Annotated in this window: 16 protein-coding genes and 2 pseudogenes; 2 read left to right on the top strand and 16 right to left on the bottom strand. The window is 40.0% G+C overall.

The window, feature by feature from the left end; genetic code table 11:
* Nucleotides 1-100: 100 nt before the first annotated feature.
* Genes CWM22_05175 through galE form a run of 4 tightly spaced genes read right to left on the bottom strand, consistent with a single transcriptional unit; the run spans nucleotide 101 to nucleotide 4,442 of the window.
* On the bottom strand, nucleotides 101-1,897 hold the full coding sequence (locus CWM22_05175; protein ID AUC91333.1) for a polysaccharide biosynthesis protein: 1,797 nt from the start codon (nucleotides 1,895-1,897) through the stop codon (nucleotides 101-103).
* Between the two features lie 17 nt (nucleotides 1,898-1,914).
* Nucleotides 1,915-2,637 carry an exopolysaccharide biosynthesis protein gene (locus tag CWM22_05170; protein ID AUC91332.1) on the bottom strand — a complete coding sequence of 241 codons (723 nt, stop codon included), beginning with the start codon at nucleotides 2,635-2,637 and terminating at the stop codon, nucleotides 1,915-1,917.
* 24 nt (nucleotides 2,638-2,661) lie between these two features.
* Entirely contained in the window at nucleotides 2,662-3,399 is a 738-nt protein-coding gene (locus tag CWM22_05165) for a hypothetical protein (protein AUC91331.1), read from the bottom strand.
* A 26-nt stretch (nucleotides 3,400-3,425) separates the two neighbouring features.
* A complete protein-coding gene (galE, locus tag CWM22_05160; GenBank protein AUC91330.1) occupies nucleotides 3,426-4,442 on the bottom strand; it encodes a UDP-glucose 4-epimerase GalE in 1,017 nt (338 codons plus the stop codon).
* Between the two features lie 114 nt (nucleotides 4,443-4,556).
* Here galE and CWM22_05155 point away from each other — a divergent pair.
* Nucleotides 4,557-4,826: pseudogene (locus CWM22_05155) on the top strand (site-specific integrase).
* Between the two features lie 78 nt (nucleotides 4,827-4,904).
* Here CWM22_05155 and CWM22_05150 read toward each other — a convergent pair.
* From CWM22_05150 to CWM22_05135, 4 genes and pseudogenes are all read right to left on the bottom strand, one after another.
* Nucleotides 4,905-5,449, bottom strand: a pseudogene (locus tag CWM22_05150) (IS630 family transposase).
* 30 nt (nucleotides 5,450-5,479) lie between these two features.
* Nucleotides 5,480-6,148, bottom strand: a complete 669-nt coding sequence (locus tag CWM22_05145) for a hypothetical protein (GenBank protein ID AUC91329.1) — start codon at nucleotides 6,146-6,148, stop codon at nucleotides 5,480-5,482.
* A 225-nt stretch (nucleotides 6,149-6,373) separates the two neighbouring features.
* Nucleotides 6,374-7,123, bottom strand: a complete 750-nt coding sequence (locus tag CWM22_05140; protein ID AUC91328.1) for a class A sortase — start codon at nucleotides 7,121-7,123, stop codon at nucleotides 6,374-6,376.
* Between the two features lie 6 nt (nucleotides 7,124-7,129).
* Entirely contained in the window at nucleotides 7,130-9,574 is a 2,445-nt protein-coding gene (locus CWM22_05135) for a DNA gyrase subunit A (protein ID AUC91327.1), read from the bottom strand.
* A 188-nt stretch (nucleotides 9,575-9,762) separates the two neighbouring features.
* Between CWM22_05135 and CWM22_05130 the strand changes: the two genes are divergently transcribed.
* A complete protein-coding gene (locus tag CWM22_05130; GenBank protein ID AUC91326.1) occupies nucleotides 9,763-10,746 on the top strand; it encodes an L-lactate dehydrogenase in 984 nt (327 codons plus the stop codon).
* 391 nt (nucleotides 10,747-11,137) lie between these two features.
* Here the strand turns inward: CWM22_05130 and CWM22_05125 are convergent, their stop codons facing one another.
* From CWM22_05125 to CWM22_05090, 8 genes are all read right to left on the bottom strand, one after another.
* The gene (locus CWM22_05125) at nucleotides 11,138-12,091 is read right to left on the bottom strand and encodes an ABC transporter permease (GenBank protein ID AUC91325.1); all 954 of its coding nucleotides are present in this window, start codon (nucleotides 12,089-12,091) and stop codon (nucleotides 11,138-11,140) included.
* A gap of 1 nt (nucleotide 12,092) precedes the next feature.
* Complete coding sequence (locus tag CWM22_05120; GenBank protein ID AUC91324.1) at nucleotides 12,093-13,154, bottom strand: ABC transporter permease; 1,062 nt, start codon at nucleotides 13,152-13,154, stop codon at nucleotides 12,093-12,095.
* Entirely contained in the window at nucleotides 13,147-14,682 is a 1,536-nt protein-coding gene (locus CWM22_05115) for a heme ABC transporter ATP-binding protein (GenBank protein AUC91323.1), read from the bottom strand. The genes CWM22_05120 and CWM22_05115 overlap by 8 nt, the downstream gene beginning before the upstream one ends.
* Before the next feature lie 194 nt (nucleotides 14,683-14,876).
* Nucleotides 14,877-15,944: a BMP family ABC transporter substrate-binding protein gene (locus CWM22_05110; protein ID AUC91322.1), complete on the bottom strand. Its 1,068-nt coding sequence runs from the start codon at nucleotides 15,942-15,944 to the stop codon at nucleotides 14,877-14,879.
* 80 nt (nucleotides 15,945-16,024) lie between these two features.
* Nucleotides 16,025-16,414 carry a cytidine deaminase gene (locus CWM22_05105; protein ID AUC91321.1) on the bottom strand — a complete coding sequence of 130 codons (390 nt, stop codon included), beginning with the start codon at nucleotides 16,412-16,414 and terminating at the stop codon, nucleotides 16,025-16,027.
* Entirely contained in the window at nucleotides 16,401-17,063 is a 663-nt protein-coding gene (gene deoC, locus CWM22_05100; protein ID AUC91320.1) for a 2-deoxyribose-5-phosphate aldolase, read from the bottom strand. Before deoC ends, CWM22_05105 begins: the two co-directional genes overlap by 14 nt.
* Nucleotides 17,064-17,078: 15 nt before the next feature.
* The gene (gene deoA, locus CWM22_05095) at nucleotides 17,079-18,356 is read right to left on the bottom strand and encodes a pyrimidine-nucleoside phosphorylase (GenBank protein ID AUC91319.1); all 1,278 of its coding nucleotides are present in this window, start codon (nucleotides 18,354-18,356) and stop codon (nucleotides 17,079-17,081) included.
* Complete coding sequence (locus tag CWM22_05090) at nucleotides 18,353-18,943, bottom strand: class I SAM-dependent methyltransferase (GenBank protein AUC91318.1); 591 nt, start codon at nucleotides 18,941-18,943, stop codon at nucleotides 18,353-18,355. The genes deoA and CWM22_05090 overlap by 4 nt, the downstream gene beginning before the upstream one ends.
* Between the last annotated feature and the right edge of the window lie 92 nt (nucleotides 18,944-19,035).

Raw genomic sequence — 19,035 nt, 5'->3', positions numbered from 1 at the left:
AGATTTGTTCGTGTTTCACACTCCAAATCTGACCTAATCAACTGTGCGGGGGTGGGAAAACGAACTCTTTTTAGACCAGTCGAGTTCTTTCCCACTCCCTCTATTCCTGTTTTGCAAAGTCAATTAAAGTTTTTTTCAAGGCTTCAGTAGATTTTTCAGCTAAACTTTGGATGAATTGTTCGACCGTTTCCTTGTCATAATTTTGCACTCGACCAACAAAAATTTTGTCATAGATTTGTTCGCTGACTCGTTCATCCGTAGAGAGCAATTCTTCGTACAATTTTTCACCTGGTCGAATACCCGATTCGACAATACCAATTTCTTCCTCAGTATGCCCACTGAGTTTGATGACTTTACGTGCCAAGTCCAAAATCTTAACGGGTTCTCCCATATCCAAAACAAATACCTCTCCACCCTTCGCTAGATAACCCGACTGTATCACTAATCGACTAGCTTCAGGAATCGTCATGAAGTAACGAGTCATACGGAAGTCGGTCACTGTAACAGGACCTCCATTCTTTATCTGTTCTTTAAAGAGTGGAACAACACTTCCTCGACTGCCTAGTACATTACCAAAGCGTACGGCAACAAATTGCGTACTGTCTTTTTCATTTAAGTTTGTGACAATCATTTCTGCAACACGTTTTGTTGCTCCCATGACATTTGGTGGATTAACAGCTTTATCTGTCGAAACCATGACAAACTTCTCAACCTTATTCGCCTTAGCCGCTTCGGCGATATTTTTTGTACCGAAAATATTGTTTTTTACTGCTTCATGTGGATTGTATTCCATCAAAGGAACATGCTTATGTGCTGCTGCATGATAAACGATATTGGGACGATAGTCAGCAAGAATCTGAAATAAGCGCTCTCTGTCTTGGATATCAGCAATGATTGGAACAATGTCAATCACACCCTTATAGCTAGCCTGCAATTCTCTATGAATGAGGTAAATAGAATTTTCACCATGCCCCAATAACAGTAATCGCTTGGGTGAAAAACGCGCAACCTGCCGACAAATCTCCGAACCGATTGAACCCCCTGCACCAGTAACCAAAACTGTTTTTTGCGCAAAATACTCACTCAAACGTTCTTGTTGCAAGACCACCTCAGGTCTTCCTAGCAAATCAGCAATATCAATTTCCCTCAGTGCACTGATGGATAACTTCCCAGATAGAACATCCTCAATATTCGGCATATTGAATACTGGAACATGTGCTTGCTGGCAAATCTCAACAATGCGCTCACGTTCTTTACCTGATAACGAGGGAATCGCAATGACAACTTGTTTCACATCTTGTTGAAGGATAATATCTGGAATATCTCGGCTCGTTCCCAAAACACCCACACCGCCAATATGAGTTCCCCTCTTCTTTACATCATCATCAACAATACCGACAATACGATAAGGAAGTTTTTCTTCGCCGATTGTTTTTATAAACAAATGTGCCCCTTCACCTGCACCGACCACTAATGTAGATAGAGACTGATTTGATGCCCCTACTTTTCGATTATGAATTTGATAATAGCTCCTCCAAGCCAAACGTGGAAAAGTTAATAATACGATTGAAAAAACGAGGGAGATAAGAGAAAAACGAAAACTTACAAAATGTAAGACAAGCGCAGAAAACAGAAATCCGACGACATAAGCAAGTACTAAACTAAAAGTCAGTCTCAACAACGTATCTTGATCAGTAAAGCGTGTTACTCTTGAAAAAAGCCTCTGTTTTCTAGAAAAAAACACATAGACCGCACCAACAAGGACGTAGGTAAGCCCAAAAGTGGACCAAGTCATCGAAAAAAGAATGTCTAGGAATTGCATACTTGCATACATCGAAACAGCCATCATTATCAAATCCACGGCAATTAATATAAGGACTTTTAAACTTCTAGACATTCTTCTCTCCTAAATTTTCACTCTTTTTTGTAATAATAGTATTTATCATCCTGATCCATTGGCACATCGTTTAACACACAACCTAAAATACGTGCCTCGACGTTTTCCAAAGCTGTCCGACTCCTTCTCACCTCATCTTTATGAACATAGCCAGAGCGTACTACAAGGATAACTCCATCAACACGGCTCGCTATAATTTGAGGGTCTGTAACGCTATTAATCGGCGGAACATCATAAATGATATAATCAAAATGCTTTTCCAGTTCCTCCATAATTTTCTTCATATTCTGAGAGGCGAGCAACTCTGATGGATTTGATGGCAACTCGCCCGCTGGCATAACAAAGAGCGATACATCTTCCTTGAAACAAATAACATCTTTAGCTGGAATATTGGGGTTTAAGATTAAATCTGATATCCCAGGAAATCTTGACACCCTAAGTGTCTTATGAACAGTTGGTCTTCTTAAATCAGTGTCAACAAGCAAAACATTCTTTCCTGTTGCCGTTAAACTTACCGCCAAATTTGCCGCTACTGTTGACTTTCCCTCTCCAGGAATAGACGATGTCACCGCAATCGACTTCAATGAATCATTAACTTGTATGAACTCTAAATTAGTGCGCAACATTCGAATTCGTTCAGAATTTTGTGATTCTGGTTCTACATATGTATAAAGTGGTGCTCCTTTTTTTTGTTCAACAGCCAAACTCTGTCTATTTCTACGTTTCTTTTTAAACAACATTAGATTGCCTCCTTTCCAACTTATCTATCTACGTCTTGAACTCTGTTCTTGTAAGCGACTATTTTGCTGTTCTTTTGGGGACATTGTATATAGTTCCCCCAAAACAACTAGGTTCATACTTTCTAAAAATTCTGCATTAGTTACTGTATTATCTGCCAACATCATATAAAGTGCTTGTACAATGGCTGAAACTCCGCCAATCACGGCACCAATTAAGGCATATTTTTTTAAATTTGGTTCCGTTTTCCCCGCACTATAAGACGCTTTTGATAGAACAACCACCTTAGATACATTGTCCCCATAAATCGTCTGTAAGACCTGTGTAAACTTCTCTGTTATAATCGTTAGTATTCGTTGTGCCTCATCAGGGCTATTCCATTTTAATGATAGTGTGAAGGTTTGAGATTTCTCATCAGAATGGTTGAATGTTAAATTACTTTTCAAACGACCTACTGTAACCTGGCCTCCAACTTCTTTGACCACTTCATCTAACACCGGTTCACTCACTAAAATTTCTTTGTAAGTCGGTATCATCTCTAGGTTGGTTCTTGTTTCATTTTGGTAGCTTTGTTGCTCAATGGTCTCATTACGCGTGACCAATAACTGAGTTGTAGAACTATATTTTGGAGCAACCATAAACATAGCATATCCAAACATGATAATAGCACCAATTAGTCCCAAAATAATTATTTTAAAAAGATGTGTTCGCAAAAATCGAACAACATTCATCAAATCTATCTGCTCATTTTTAATTTCTTCCATAACGAGAATATCATTCCTTTTTCTACTTAATCTTTAAATCCTTGAGGATACTTTTGCTGCCATCTCCAAGAATCTCGACACATATCTTTAATATCAAACTGAGCTTTCCACCCCAATTCTTGTTCAGCTTTACTTGCATCCGCAAAACATGTTGCAATATCACCAGGACGCCTGTCCATGATTTTATAAGGGAGCGACTGACCAACAACTTCAGACATCATCTGGATTAGTTCTAAAACAGAGTAACCCTGACCTGTTCCCAAATTATAAACTTCTAAACTTTGTTGATTTTCTAAATGTTCTAAAGCCGCTAAATGCCCTGTAGCCAAGTCCATCACATGAATATAGTCCCTAACTCCCGTACCATCCTTGGTCGGATAGTCTTGACCAAAAACTCGAATATAGGGAAGCTGACCAATAGCGACCTGTGTGATATAGGGAAGCAAATTATTAGGGATGTCTTGTGGACTTTCTCCCAGTAATCCCGACTGATGAGCACCTATAGGATTAAAATACCTTAACAGGGTTATCTTCCAAGTCTGATCTGAGTGGTACAAATCACGCAAAATACTCTCAAGCATCAATTTTGTTCTACCGTATGGATTGGTTACAGAAAGTTTTGCATCTTCTGGAATTGGATTTATCTCGGGAGCTCCATACACTGTGGCTGAAGAACTAAAGATTATCTTTTTACAATTGTACTGTCGCATCACCTCGAGTAATGTCAATGTTCCTGCCACATTATTGTGATAATATTCCAAAGGTATTTCAACTGATTCCCCAACAGCTTTTAGCCCTGCAAAATGTATAACAGCTTCTATCTGTTCCTGTTTGAAAATATTCTCCAACAATTCCTTATCACGAATATCACCTTGGTAAAATGTTAAAGATTTTCCTGTAACTGTTTCGATAGCCTCTAAACTTTTCTTGCTAGAGTTAATCAAGTTATCAATCACAACAACATCATAGCTTGCTTCAAGTAACGCTATGCAAGTATGAGAACCAATATAACCACAACCACCTGTAATTAATATTTTCTTCATTTTTTCCTTCTATTTTCAGACACTAATACTTCTATTATACCCCCCCCATCATTTTGTCAAATTTCAACCCACGCCGTCGCAGGACAAACGCATGAAGAAAATGCATGTAACCATACTGTTAAAAGACTAAATTCAGAAATACGAAAAATATTAAAATTCGCTAAACGAGACAAACTTTCCATTACTGATTTTACTGACGGAGTTATCATCGCAGGACAAGCTAGTCGGAAAATCAAAACTGAAAAAGCTATCACAAGTACTGTTGATTACTATAAACTTCTATCAACTTGAAAATATAACATAAACAAGGAATACAATATTCTTGACTACTTGCTCTATCTTCAATTAAAAACAGGTCTACGCTTTGGTGAAGTCTTAGGTTTATACTCATTCGATTTCAAAATCTAAACAGATCCATTTTCTATGTACAATACTTTTTAGATTCTCACTATTTAACCCTCAAATGATTTCTTGGAGCTTATCAATGACTGATTCCAATGTTTGAAAGGCTCTGTTCTTAAAGCCGCGTTTTCGGATTTCTGCCCAAACTTGTTCAATGGGATTCATATCTGGGGTATATGGTGGTATGAATGTAAATTCAATATTATCAGGTATTTCAAGTGCCTGAGATTTATGCCAATTTGCATTGTTCATGACTAAAATGATGTAGTCATTGGGATAAGCTTCTGATAATTGTCGTAAAAATTCATTCACCCAAGCGGTATTACAACCATCAGCTATCACCAGCTATTATGAAGAAAGATTCACCTGTATGGGCATCTACCGCACCATAGCAGTAACGAAATTCGCGGATGTGATGACTTGAGATATTCGGACGGTGCTTTTTAGGGCTCCAACATGCCCCTAGTTTACTAATCCAACCAACCCCTGCCTCATCTTGATACAAAAAGTCTGCTGGGAGCAGACTTTTTCCTGAGCTCGGAAATTGGAAAGCGAAGACGGGTTTGCTTATAGGAATTTTGTCCAAGAAACCGCTTACCTGACTTTTCCTTGTACAAAGATTTTATTTTTAGACGCTAGAATCGTTTCGGCGTCTGCTTTCTTTGGATGTTCTGGACGGGGGCTAACTTTTGTTGAGGCTGGGCAAAAAGTTTAATCTCGCTTCTCAGGGTTCGTGTCAACATCTCAGCGCAGTGGTTGATTGACAGATTTGTTCGTGTTTTACACTCCAAATCTGACCTAATCAACTGTGCGGGGGCGGGAAGACGAACTCTTTTTTGACCAGTCGAGTTCTTTCCCGCTCCCTTTATTTCCCGTCTCAAAGAATCTTTTGATTCTTTGACCCATCCATGACGTTTCAATAGTTGGTAGAAACCATCTTTAGTTGTCGTGCGACCAATTTTATCTTGATAAGCTCTATAGAGGGATTCAACAGTCACAAATTCTCCATTTACAGCAGAAGTTAACTGCTCACTCAAGAAGGCTTGTTCTTCTTCAACTGTCATATAAGAGTGGCGACGACCTCCTCTAGCATCTGAAGTAATGCCTGTTAAACCATATTCTTGATATTTCTTAGTCAATCTCCAAATTGTATCGTGTGAGACATCCAGCATGTCCATAATCGCTTTGTAGGGAGTATGGATAGCCCTGAGATATACTGCTTGAATACGTTTGTGATGAGGTGCTAAGTTTTTATCTTTTAGAGCTGTTTTAAGCTCTTTAATCATTTCGTTAGTAAATTCCATGTTTCTATCATACTTCAGTTTTTGAAATTAGTTAAGTATAAGAAATTAGTCCAAGATAATAGAGATAAAAATAAAAACACAAATAGTTCGGCTGGATTTCATTAAAATCAGCTTGAATCTATCTGTGTTTTAAACATAAGGAAAGAGAGAACGCATTTCGTCCTCTCTAGGTGTTAGCTTTTCATCTACCCACTACAGTTGACAAAGAGCCAATATATAGATGTTTTATTGTCCATAATCATACTGATTATAACTCTTATTGAAGGAATCTAAGATGTCTTTTGCAGTTTCATTATATGGAGTTGTTGATTCAAGAACTCCTTTTACAACAATACGTTGCGTAGCATAATAGTCCGTACATGTCACTAACGTAACTTCTGTACGTCCTTCTACATCATCAATGACATAGACACTTTCAGGCGAAACAATTTCCACACTATCAATAACGTAGGTGTAAACATTGGTCTTGTCAGTAATATAGATTTTCATGCCGTTTTTAGCACGATCAAGCGGTGAAAAGAGAACATCTGCCGCACCAGTTACACCAAAAATATGGTGGCTGGCCAACGCATAATTTCCTTTCCCCATCTCTTGGTTTTCCTTCATGGTACCAGCTCCATACATGAGCGAAGTATTGAAGACCCCTTTAAAAATAGGAAGGTTGATACCAAGCTCGGGAACCGCAATTCCACCAATTACAGGTAAGCGTTGTGCATCCCACTGAGCTGCTAAAATAGCCTCTGTAGAAATAGACTGAACCTGATCGAAATCAAATGTTGTTTCAGCCTGTTTATTCTTTTCGATATCCTCTGTCGTAACATTGCTAATCTGGTATTTATTCGTATTCCAGCCGATAATAAAATTACGGATAGAGGTGTTGAATATCAACGCTAGGGAAATCAGTATCAATACAACTGTTAAAAGATTGCGCCAAAAAGAACCTTTACTCTTCTTCTTTTTTTCACGTTTTGACATGATTATTTATTCCTTTTCTTCTTTAATTTCGGCAGCATCTACCAAGGCAAAGGTCATGATTTTCGCTTCATCATTCAAGCGCATCACTTTTACACCCATGGTTGAACGACCTGTTTGTGAAATATTTGCAACACTTGTACGAATAATCACACCAGTATCGGTAATAACCATAATATCTTCATCACCAGATACCGTTGTCAAACCTGCCAGAGAACCATTCTTATCAGCAACTTTAAGAGTCTTGATACCCTTACCACCACGACCTTTGGTTGGATACTCGCTGGCTGGGGTACGCTTACCAAAACCTTTTTCTGTCAAGACAAGAACTTCCTGATCATCTGAAATCATGGTCGCACCAACTAACTGGTCTCCCTCGCGTAGTTTAATACCGCGAACACCAGTCGCAGTACGGCCCATATTACGAACATCTGTTTCTGTAAAACGAACAGAATAGCCAAATTTGGTCCCCATGATAACATCTGCCTGGCCATTGGTCAAGAAAACGTTAATCAACTCGTCATCTTCTTTCAAGTTCAATGCCTTGAGACCACTTTGACGGATATTAGCAAATTCTGAAACACTTGTCCGCTTGACCACACCTTGACGGGTTGCAAAGAAGAGATAGCTATCTGCCTCCTGGTCCTTGGTCACGTTGATAATGGTTTGAATTGCCTCGTTTTCTTCCAATTTAAGCAAATTGACTACTGGAAGTCCCTTTGCAGTACGACCATATTCTGGGATTTCATAGCCTTTGAGACGGTAAACACGTCCCTTGTTAGTGAAGAAGAGCAAGCGATCATGAGTGCTTGTAGAGACTAATTCTCGTACAAAATCATCATCCTTGACGCCAGTTCCTTGAACCCCACGTCCTCCACGCTTCTGAGCTTGAAACTCATCCTGTGCTAAACGCTTGATGTAGCCTTGATTTGACAAAGTGATTAAAACATCCGTTTCTTCAATCAAGTCCTCATCTTCAAGGGAAAGAACTTCACCAACCATCAATTCTGTACGGCGTGGGTCAGCATATTTACGTTTGACTTCTTCTAATTCGTCTTTAATAATCTGAACAACACGCTCAGGCTTAGCTAGAATGTCAGCCAAATCTGCAATCAATGCCACTAACTCATCATATTCTGATTGAATCTTGTCGCGTTCCAAACCTGTCAAACGACGAAGACGCATATCAAGAATAGCCTGACTCTGACGTTCAGAAAGGTCAAATTTCTCCATCAATTCAGCTTGAGCAATAGCATCAGTTTCTGAATTACGGATAATACGAATGACTTCATCAATATGGTCAAGAGCAATCAGCAAGCCTTCTAAGATATGAGCACGCGCCTCAGCCTTTTCTTTATCAAATCGTGTACGACGAGTGACTACTTCTTTTTGGTGTTCAATATAAGACTCTAGAATCTGACGTACAGAAAGGATTTTCGGTACACCATTTTGGATGGCCAACATGTTGAAACTAAAGTTGGTTTGAAGCTGTGTTTGCTTGAATAGGTTATTCAAAATAACGTTAGCAGAAGCATCACGACGAACTTCGATAACAAATCGTACACCCTCACGGTTGGATTCGTCTCGAACAGCAGTGATTCCTTCAATACGTTTTTCTTGGACTAATTTAACAATATGTTCTTGAACCTTGGACTTATTGACCATATATGGAAACTCTGTAACAACAATGCGTTCACGACCATTTCCATATTCTTCAATTTCTGTGCGGGAACGAAGAACTATTGAACCTTTACCAGTTTCATAAGCACGGTGAATTCCAGATTTCCCCATAACCAAGGCACCAGTCGGAAAGTCTGGTCCAGGCAGGACTTCCATGATTTCACGAGTTGTTACCTCTGGATTGTCCATAACCAGCTTAACTGCCTCGATAGTCTCACCCAAGTTGTGTGGAGGAATGTTGGTAGCCATACCAACGGCGATACCAGTCGTTCCGTTAACCAGAAGGTTAGGGAAACGAGCAGGTAAAACCTCAGGCTCACGTTCACTCGCGTCATAGTTATCCGCAAAATTTACCGTGTTCTTGTTAATATCACGAAGCATTTCAAGCGCAATCTTGCTCATACGTGCTTCTGTATAACGCTGAGCGGCTGCTCCGTCGCCATCCATGGAACCAAAGTTTCCGTGACCATCAACTAACATGTGACGGTAGCTCCACCATTGCGCCATACGAACCATTGCTTCGTAAATCGCACTATCCCCGTGCGGATGGTATTTACCCATAACATCCCCTGTAATACGGGCTGATTTTTTATGTGGTTTATCCGGTGTAATTCCTAATTCATTCATCCCATACAAAATACGGCGATGAACCGGCTTCAGACCATCACGTACATCAGGCAGAGCACGTGAAACGATAACACTCATCGCATAGTCGATGAAGGATGATTTCATCTCATTGGTCAGATTAACCGTTACTAAGTTTTTATCTTGCATTATATGCCTCTTTCAACAGTCATTGTGCTTCTATTATACCATATTGGCGAATAAATTTCTTTGTTGGAAACTAGCATGTAAACATTTTCAAAGGCGCTTTCACAAGTGACAAAAAGCTTAAAACATGCTAGAATGTATTATGGTCGGGATGAAGTCATCCCCAAATAAAACTAAGGAGATGTTTAGCAATGACTGCAACTAAACAACACAAAAAAGTAATCCTTGTCGGTGACGGTGCCGTAGGTTCTGCTTATGCTTATGCTCTTGTTAACCAAGGGATTGGTCAAGAATTGGGTATCATCGATATCAACAAAGACCGTACTCAAGGTGATGCAGAAGACTTGAGCCACGCATTGGCCTTCACATTCCCTAAAAAAATCTACTCTGCTGAGTATTCAGATGCTCATGACGCAGACTTGGTTGTATTGACAGCTGGTTTGCCACAAAAACCAGGTGAAACTCGCCTTGAATTGGTAGAGAAAAACCTTCGTATCAACCAACAAATCGTTACAGAAATCGTTAACTCTGGTTTCAACGGTATCTTCCTTGTTGCCGCTAACCCTGTTGACGTATTGACTTACTCAACTTGGAAATTCTCTGGTTTCCCTAAAGAGCGTGTTATCGGTTCTGGTACTTCTCTTGACTCAGCTCGTTTCCGTCAAGCATTGGCTGAGAAAATCGGTATCGACGCACGTTCAGTTCACGCTTACATCATGGGTGAGCACGGTGACTCAGAATTTGCAGTTTGGTCACATGCCAACGTTGCCGGTGTGAAATTGTACGACTGGTTGCAAGATAACCGCGATATTGATGAGCAAGGTCTTGTTGACTTGTTTGTATCTGTTCGTGATGCAGCCTACTCAATCATTAACAAAAAAGGCGCAACTTACTACGGTATCGGTGTTGCACTTGCACGTATCACTAAAGCAATCTTTGATGATGAAAATGCAGTACTTCCATTGTCAGTTTACCAAGCTGGTCAATACGAAGGTGTTGAAGATGTCTTCATCGGTCAACCTGCCATCATCGGTGCCCACGGTATCGTTCGTCCAGTAAACATCCCATTGAGCGAAGCTGAATTGCAAAAAATGCAAGCATCTGCTAAACAATTGAAAGACATCATCGATGATGCTTTCGCAAACCCAGAAATTGCAGCTGGTGTTAAAAACTAATTATATAAAATAGTAAAAAAGGTGAGCAATAGCTCGCCTTTTTTACCTTCTAATATCATAACGTAACATAGCAATTCCATCTGTGACAGTGGACTCTATAACTCCTCTTCCTTTGAATAGGACAATTATTCATTTCCTGTACAGCAAAGAACATGATAAAAAGATCCACTGGACCTAAAAAAATTGAAGAAGTTTGCGAAAGATAGCAGGTTATTAAACTCTTAGAAACATTGATATTTCAGCGTTTCTGAGAGTTTTTAATTTTCAACATAAAGAAAAAAGATTGAAGAAAATTATCCAAAATGGACTTTTTCTTCAATCTGAAAGGTTCGCTGGACCTTATTCGCTTTCGTATTTTCAAGCTCATGATAAAAAGGTCCAGTGGACCTTTTTATTTAGATTTGATATAGTTGATACCGTCTGCTTTAGGAGCGACTGCTTTACCAAAGAAAGCAGACAGAGCAATAACAGTAATCAAATATGGTGCAATTTGAAGATAAACCGTTGGAATATCTTTCAATCCTGGTAATTGTCCACCCACTACTGCCAAACTTTGCGAAAGACCGAAGAATAGACTGGCGAGCATAGCGCCAATTGGATTCCACTTACCGAAAATTACAGCTGCTAGAGCGATGAAACCTGAACCTACGATTGTTGTTGCAGAGAAGTTGATATTCACTGATTGAGCACTTACAGCTCCACCAACACCACCAAGGAAACCAGCAATCAACACACCTGCATAACGCATAGCGTAGACATTGATTCCCAAAGTATCCGCTGCCTGCGGATGTTCACCTACTGAACGAAGGCGCAAACCGAACTTGGTTTTATAAAGGATGAACCAAGCAAGAAATGCTGTTGCAATAGCCACATAACCCATCAAGCTTGTATTTTTGAAGAAAATTTCACCAATGATTGGAATATCTGCCAAGATAGGGAATGAAAATTTACCAAATGATTCAGTAATACTATCAGTTTGACCCTTATTATAGATAACCTTGACTAGGAAAACTCCCAATGCTGGAGCCAAAAGGTTCAACACCGTACCTGATACAACGTGGTCTGCACGGAAATTAATCGTCGCCATCGCATGAATAGTGGCAAAGATAACACCAGCAAGACCTCCTACAATAACAGCTAATAATGGAGTAGCATTACCAAATGTCCCTGCAAATTCGATATTGAAAACAACACCAGCAAAGGCACCGATAACCATGATTCCTTCTAGACCAACGTTTACAATACCACCGCGTTCAGAGAAAACTCCTCCAAGACTGGTAAAGATTAAGGGTGCTGAATAAATCAACATTTGCGAAATGAGTAAGGCAAGAATTGAAACATTCATCTTATTTCGCTCCTTTCGCTTTATTTCTAGATTTTAATAATTGTTCAAAAATAAATTTCACACCGATAAAGAAAATGATTGATGCCGTAACAACGTTGATCAATTCAGGTGGAATCTGTGCACGTACCATACCTGGGGCACCGACAGAAAGAACACCGAATAGAAAGGCAGCCAATGGAATACCTAACGGTGAATTAGAAGCTAAAAGCGCTACTGACATACCATTAAAACCAATATCCAAGTTACCGCTTTGGATATAAACGTTTTGGAAAGTACCCAAACCTTGGATAGCTCCCCCAAGACCCGCAAGAGCACCTGAAATAACCATAGATAGAATAATCGTACGTTTCGCAGACATACCCGCATAATCCGATGCTGTTGGGTTAAGCCCCACTGAGCGAATCTCAAAACCAAGAGTCGTTTTGGTCAATAGGAACCAAATCACAAAAACTGCAATAATGGCAAAGAAAATACCAATATTCATACGTGAGTTATCTGTCAATGCACGGAGCCACTCTGTTTGGTAAGAGGCATTTGCTGACACGTTAACTGTTGAGTCTGTATTCTTCATCAAACTATCTGCAAATACATCACGAATGATATAGTTACATGAATAGAGTAAGATGTAGTTCATCATAATCGTAACGATAACTTCACTTGTTCCCAAATAGGCACGTAGAATACCTGGAATAGCTCCAGCAATACCGCCTGCCAACATAGCAATCAAGACTGTTCCCAAAATCAAAACTGGACGTGGTAAGTCAGGATTTGCCAAGGCAAACCATCCAGCAAAAACCCAACCAACATAGGCCTGACCAGACAAACCAACGTTGAAGAAACCTGCACGACTAGCTACTGCGAAACCGAGAGCAGTGAAAACAAGTGGTGCCATTGCACGGAAAATTTCACCAATTGATTTGATATTACCAAAAGCTGAATAGAATAACTCTTCATAGCCCCAAATTGGATCGTAGCCAAAAACAAGCATGACAATCGCTCCAAGTAGGATACCGCTGACCACAGCCATTAATGGAAGGGCCAAATTCTTATATTTATTAAGCATGTTCTTCTCCCTTCTCAATATGTCCACCTGCCATCAAGACACCTAACTCTTGTTTATTGGTCTTAGCAGGTTCAACAATACCATGGATGACACCATCATGGATAACAGCAATTCTATCTGATACATCCAAAATTTCATCCAATTCGAAGCTGACAACAAGAACAGCCTTACCCTTATCACGTTCTGCAATGAGACGCTTACGAATATACTCAATAGCACCAACGTCCAAACCGCGTGTTGGTTGGCTAACAATGAAAAGGTCTGGGTTGCGATCGATTTCACGCGCGATGATAGCTTTTTGCTGGTTACCGCCTGAAAGAGCCTTGATTGGGACGAGTTCACTCGCCCCGCGAACGTCAAATTCTTCCATTAACGCGCGTGCTTTTTCATTAATGATATTATAGTTCAAGATACCATTTTTTGAAATCGGTTCTTTATAGTAAGTTTGAAGCGCAAAGTTCTCCGCAACAGTCATCGGAAGAACGAGTCCATCACGATGACGATCTTCGGGAACGTGGCTCACTTGCATTTCTGTAATTTTACGTGGAGTTTTACCAACTACTTCCTCACCTTTGATAGTGATTGAGCCAGATTTTACCTTACGTAAACCAGTGATTGCCTGAATCAACTCACTTTGACCGTTTCCGTCGATACCGGCAATACCAACAACCTCACCTGCTCGAACATCAAGCGACAAGCCCTTAACTGCTGGAATACCACGGTTTTCATTGACAACCAAATCCTTAATTGACAAAATGACTTCTTTAGGACTCGCTTCAACTTTCTCTGTTTTAAAGGAAACGGAACGTCCAACCATCCACTCAGCCAAATCTTGGTTTGTTGCTCCTTCAACGGCAACTGTTTCGATTGATTTACCTCGACGAATAACTGTTACACTATCGGCAACTGCACGAATTTCATCCAATTTGTGCGTAATCAAAATAATAGATTTACCTTCTTCAACCAAGGCTTTCATAATTTTCAAGAGCTCTGCAATTTCCGCAGGGGTCAATACAGCTGTCGGCTCATCAAAAATTAAAAGGTCTGCTCCACGGTAAAGTGTTTTAAGGATTTCTACACGTTGCTGTGCACCCACAGAAATATCTGCAACCTTTGCAGTTGGATCAACTTCAAGACCATATTTAGCAGAAAGTTCTTTAATTTCTGCGATAGCTTTTTTAAGGTCAATCACGCCACCTTTGGTGGTTTCAGAACCAAGAATGATGTTCTCAGCAACTGTGAAAGCATCAACCAACATAAAGTGTTGGTGCACCATACCAATACCCAATTGGGCTGCTTTGGATGGAGAGTCAATCTTCACGGATTGACCGTTGATAACAATTTCACCGCTTGTAGGTTCCAACAAGCCAGCAAGCATGTTCATCAGAGTAGATTTATCCGCACCATTCTCACCAAGAAGGGCATGGATTTCACCACGTCTGACATTCAAATTGATGTGGTCATTTGCTACAAATTCACCAAATATCTTAGTGATATTGCGCATTTCAATGACATAATCCTTAGTCATAATCTATTATCCTTTCTGACTATAGCCTTCTGAAAATTCTTCAGTACTACTTTAGTACCTTAAAATTCTTCATCAACTACACCATTTTTGTCAGTAAAACCTACCATAGCTGATAGGCTTTACTGAGAAAAATCTCAGCCCGAAAACGGCGACCCCGTCGGGTCGCCGAATCGGAATTGTCGAAAAGAAATTCATTAAGGTTTTTCAGGAACTTCTACTTTACCATCCAAGATAGCTTGCTTAGCATCTGCAACTGCTTTAGAAGCATCTTCTGAAAGGTTAGTTTCTGCCAATTCAACACCTTTATCTTTCAATGAGAATCGAAGTACTTGACCACCAGGGAATTCACCTGCAACAGCTTTAGTTGCAATATCTTTAACTGAAGTACCAACTTGTTTCAATGTTGAAGCCAATACAAAGTTAGAAGACTTACCATCTTTAGAAGTGTATTCACCTTCTGCTGATTGGTCACGGTCAACACCGATTACCCAAACTTTATCTGCTTCATTACGAGTTTCATTTTCTGCTTTAGCAGCAGCAAATACACCGTTACCAGTACCACCAGAAGCGTGGAAGATCACGTCTGCACCTGCAGCATATTGAGCAGCTGCAAGAGTTTGACCTTTAGCAGCATCACCAAATGAACCTGCATAGTCAACTGTAATCTTGATGTCTTTGTTTACAGACTTAGCACCCGCAACGAAACCAGCTTCAAAGCGATCGATGATAACACCTTCCATACCACCGATGAAACCTACGTGGTTTGTTTTAGTTGACTTAGCTGCAGCAACACCAGCAAGATATGATGCTTCATGGTCTGCGAAACCTACGCTAACTACGTTGTCTTGATCTGGAACAACACTATCCACGATTACATAGTGTGTGTCAGGATTATTTGGTGCAACCTCAGCAATCGCACTCTCCAAGGCAAAACCAATACCGAACACAAGGTTGTAACCACCAGCAACAGCTGAATCAAGGTTTGTAATGTATTCTGATTCATTAGCTGATTGGAAGTAATCGTAGCCATTACCTTTAGAAAGACCAGCTGCATTACCCCATTCTTGAAGACCTTCCCATGCAGATTGGTTGAATGAACGGTCATCAACACCACCAATGTCAGTAACGATAGCAGCTTTTACAGATGTGTCCGCTGATGAAGATGCTTCTGAGCTACTGCTTTTTGAAGCACGGTTACCACATGCAGCCAAAGATACAGCCGCAACAGCTGCCAGACCAAGTCCTACAAGTTTCTTGTTCATTTCTGAACCCTCCTAAAAATCTTTTTGCAACTACATTGTTGCAGAGTAATATTGCTACAGTCAAATGACTGTCATACAGACTAGGTTAAGTCTGTAAAGGAATATGGAAGTAATTCCCCGACTGTCATCTCGACTGTCGATTGATCTTTAGCGACCAAGGTCACTTTTAAATCCTTATCAAAAAATTCTGCCATAACTTGGCGACAAGCTCCACAAGGAGATATTGGCTTTTCTGTTTCGCCATAAATAATGATTTCAGAAAAATCTTTCACACCTTCAGAAATGGCCTTGAAAATAGCTGTCCTTTCAGCGCAATTGGTCAAACCAAAGCTTGCATTTTCAATGTTTACACCCGTAAATATTTCCCCTGTCTTAGCTACAAGAACTGCACTAACTGGAAACTTTGAGTACGGTACGTATGCTTTTTGACTGTTTTTTACAGCTAATTCAATTAAATCAATAGTCTCCATCTGCCTGTGCTCCATTCATGATTGCCACGCCTGATGACGCACCAATACGAGACGCTCCTGCTTCGATAAAGGCAATGGCATCTTCATACGAACGTGCACCACCTGAAGCCTTCACTCCCATGTCAGGACCTACTGTTTTTCTCATTAAGGCAACATCCGCTACTGTGGCACCGCCTGTAGAAAATCCTGTAGATGTTTTAACATAGTCCGCACCAGCTTCTTGAGATAATTGACAAGCTTTCACTTTCTCATCATCAGTCAAGAGGCATGCTTCGATGATAACTTTGACTAGTTTATCACCACTTGCTGCTACAACAGCTTTAATATCCTCCAAAACCAAATCGTAATTTCCAGTTTTCAGAGCACCGATATTGATAACCATGTCAATCTCATCTGCTCCATTTGAAATTGCGTCTTTTGTTTCGAATGCTTTTACAGCAGGTGTGTTTGCTCCGAGAGGAAAACCAATAACCGTACAAACTTTTACATCACTATCTTTCAAGCTTTCAGCTGCTAAAGCAACCCAAGTTGGGTTAACACAGACACTTGCAAAATCATATTCTTTTGCTTCTGCCAAAATCTTTTCAACCTGCTCTTGTGTTGTCTCAGGTTTCAAGATTGTATGGTCAATATATTTATTCAATTTCATAGTTTTCTCCGTATATTAAGAAATAATCTCTATGATTTCTTTCGTTTTTACACTTTCTTTATCTATTTTAACATTTTTTTGGAAATTTGTAAGCATGTTTTCCGAAATATTTTCATTGGCATAAATCGTTGCGATTTGTTCACCCTTAGAAACAGCTTCCCCTACTTTCTTATGGAAGACAATACCTGTTTCATAATCTAAATCGTCTGTCTTGACTGCGCGACCTGCACCAAGTTTCATTGCAAAGAGACCGAATTCCAACGCAGGAAGCCCTACAAGGTATCCATCCTCCTCCGCAAGAACTGGAACTTGCTGTGTAACCTGAACTGGACGATATAAATCTTCTAAGTCACCACCTTGAGCAAGGACCATCTCTTCAAATTTCTTCAAAGCTGCACCATTGTCAATATGTTGGCGTACTTCTTCAATGCTTTTCTCAACATTTGCAAGCCCCAACATAATTTGGGCTAGTTCACAGATAAATTCGGTAACATCTTCTCGACCTTTACCCTGTAAAATTTCAATAGCCTCTAAAATTTCCAAACGATTTCCAATCGAAGTTCCAACTGGTTGAGACATGTCAGTCAAAACAGCAACGGTCTTACGCCCAACCGCCTTGCCAAGATCCACCATGGTTTGAGCTAGAACCCGTGCTTCTTCAACGGTCTTCATGAAGGCACCTTCTCCTACTGTTACATCTAGAAGAATCGCATCCGCACCTGCGGCAATTTTCTTAGACATTACCGAGCTCGCAATCAGTGGAATAATGTCAACGGTTGCTGTCACATCTCGAAGGGCATAAAGCAATTTATCAGCTTTAACAAGATTGTCTGACTGACCAATAACTGCAACACCAGTATCTTGAACTTGCTTGATAAAATCTTCTTGACTAACTTCAATCTGGTATCCTTTGATTGACTCTAACTTATCCAAGGTTCCGCCAGTATGACCAAGTCCACGACCGCTCATCTTTGCAACTGGAATATCAAAACTTGCTACCAATGGCGCTAAGATGAGTGTGACCTTATCTCCGACACCACCTGTAGAATGCTTATCTACCTTGATGCCTGGAATTGCAGACAAATCAATCTGTTCACCCGTTGCAACCATAGACATTGTCAAATCAGAAATCTCACGTGTTGACATCCCTTTGAAATAAATCGCCATCGCCAAGGCTGACATTTGATAATCCGGTACTGTCCCAGCTACATATCCATCAATCAACCATTTGATTTCTTCAGACGATAGTTCTAAGCCATCACGCTTTTTTTGAATTAAATCAACTGCTCTCATTCTCTCACACTTTCAAGGATGTAGTAACCCTTGTCTTTCTTTATAATTTGGCAGTTGCCGAACACCTCTTCCATCTTAGCCTTGGCACTCGGTGCACCTTGTTTCTTTTGAATGACAATAGTCAAGGTTCCGTTTGCCTCTAAGCGTTGAAAAGCGCCAGCAATTACTTCATGTACAACCGATTTTCCGGCCCGAATAGGTGGATTTGAAACAATATGATTGAATGTTTCGTCCACGTTTTCGTAGATATTGGATTGATAAATTTTAGCGGTAACACCATTCCTCTCAGCATTTTTTGTAGCTAAATCCAAAGCTCTGCTATTAATATCAATCAGTGTTGTCTTGGTGCTGAACACCTTAGCAAGTGTCAAACCAATTGGTCCATAACCACAACCAACATCCAACACCGATGCCCCTTTTTCAAAATGAAGGGTTTTTAAAAGCACTTGACTACCATAATCAACCATCTTCTTGCTAAAAACACCTGCATCTGTCATGAAAGACATTGGGGTGTCTAGTAAGTTTACGTGAATCTCATGAATATCATGTGCTACTGTAGGATTTTTTTCGTAATACATATTGGACATGTACTTATTATAACATTTCCTAAAAACGTTTTCAAGAGTTTTTCTTACATAAAAAATATGATAAAATGAAATCGACATTGAAACGCTTACCT

The sequence above is a fragment of the Streptococcus suis genome, from assembly GCA_002831545.1.
Taxonomy (GTDB): domain Bacteria; phylum Bacillota; class Bacilli; order Lactobacillales; family Streptococcaceae; genus Streptococcus; species Streptococcus suis_P.
This window is presented reverse-complemented; position numbering and strand designations above follow the sequence as displayed.

Excerpts from the sequence above, each read along its gene's own strand:
- CWM22_05175 (AUC91333.1), bottom strand. The coding sequence starts at position 1,897 with ATGTCTAGAAGTTTAAAAGTCCTTATATTAATTGCCGTGGATTTGATA.
- CWM22_05170 (AUC91332.1), bottom strand. The coding sequence starts at position 2,637 with ATGTTGTTTAAAAAGAAACGTAGAAATAGACAGAGTTTGGCTGTTGAA.
- CWM22_05165 (AUC91331.1), bottom strand. The coding sequence starts at position 3,399 with ATGGAAGAAATTAAAAATGAGCAGATAGATTTGATGAATGTTGTTCGA.
- galE (AUC91330.1), bottom strand. The coding sequence starts at position 4,442 with ATGAAGAAAATATTAATTACAGGTGGTTGTGGTTATATTGGTTCTCAT.
- CWM22_05145 (AUC91329.1), bottom strand. The coding sequence starts at position 6,148 with ATGGAATTTACTAACGAAATGATTAAAGAGCTTAAAACAGCTCTAAAA.
- CWM22_05140 (AUC91328.1), bottom strand. The coding sequence starts at position 7,123 with ATGTCAAAACGTGAAAAAAAGAAGAAGAGTAAAGGTTCTTTTTGGCGC.
- CWM22_05135 (AUC91327.1), bottom strand. The coding sequence starts at position 9,574 with ATGCAAGATAAAAACTTAGTAACGGTTAATCTGACCAATGAGATGAAA.
- CWM22_05130 (AUC91326.1), top strand. The coding sequence starts at position 9,763 with ATGACTGCAACTAAACAACACAAAAAAGTAATCCTTGTCGGTGACGGT.
- CWM22_05125 (AUC91325.1), bottom strand. The coding sequence starts at position 12,091 with ATGAATGTTTCAATTCTTGCCTTACTCATTTCGCAAATGTTGATTTAT.
- CWM22_05120 (AUC91324.1), bottom strand. The coding sequence starts at position 13,154 with ATGCTTAATAAATATAAGAATTTGGCCCTTCCATTAATGGCTGTGGTC.
- CWM22_05115 (AUC91323.1), bottom strand. The coding sequence starts at position 14,682 with ATGACTAAGGATTATGTCATTGAAATGCGCAATATCACTAAGATATTT.
- CWM22_05110 (AUC91322.1), bottom strand. The coding sequence starts at position 15,944 with ATGAACAAGAAACTTGTAGGACTTGGTCTGGCAGCTGTTGCGGCTGTA.
- CWM22_05105 (AUC91321.1), bottom strand. The coding sequence starts at position 16,414 with ATGGAGACTATTGATTTAATTGAATTAGCTGTAAAAAACAGTCAAAAA.
- deoC (AUC91320.1), bottom strand. The coding sequence starts at position 17,063 with ATGAAATTGAATAAATATATTGACCATACAATCTTGAAACCTGAGACA.
- deoA (AUC91319.1), bottom strand. The coding sequence starts at position 18,356 with ATGAGAGCAGTTGATTTAATTCAAAAAAAGCGTGATGGCTTAGAACTA.
- CWM22_05090 (AUC91318.1), bottom strand. The coding sequence starts at position 18,943 with ATGTCCAATATGTATTACGAAAAAAATCCTACAGTAGCACATGATATT.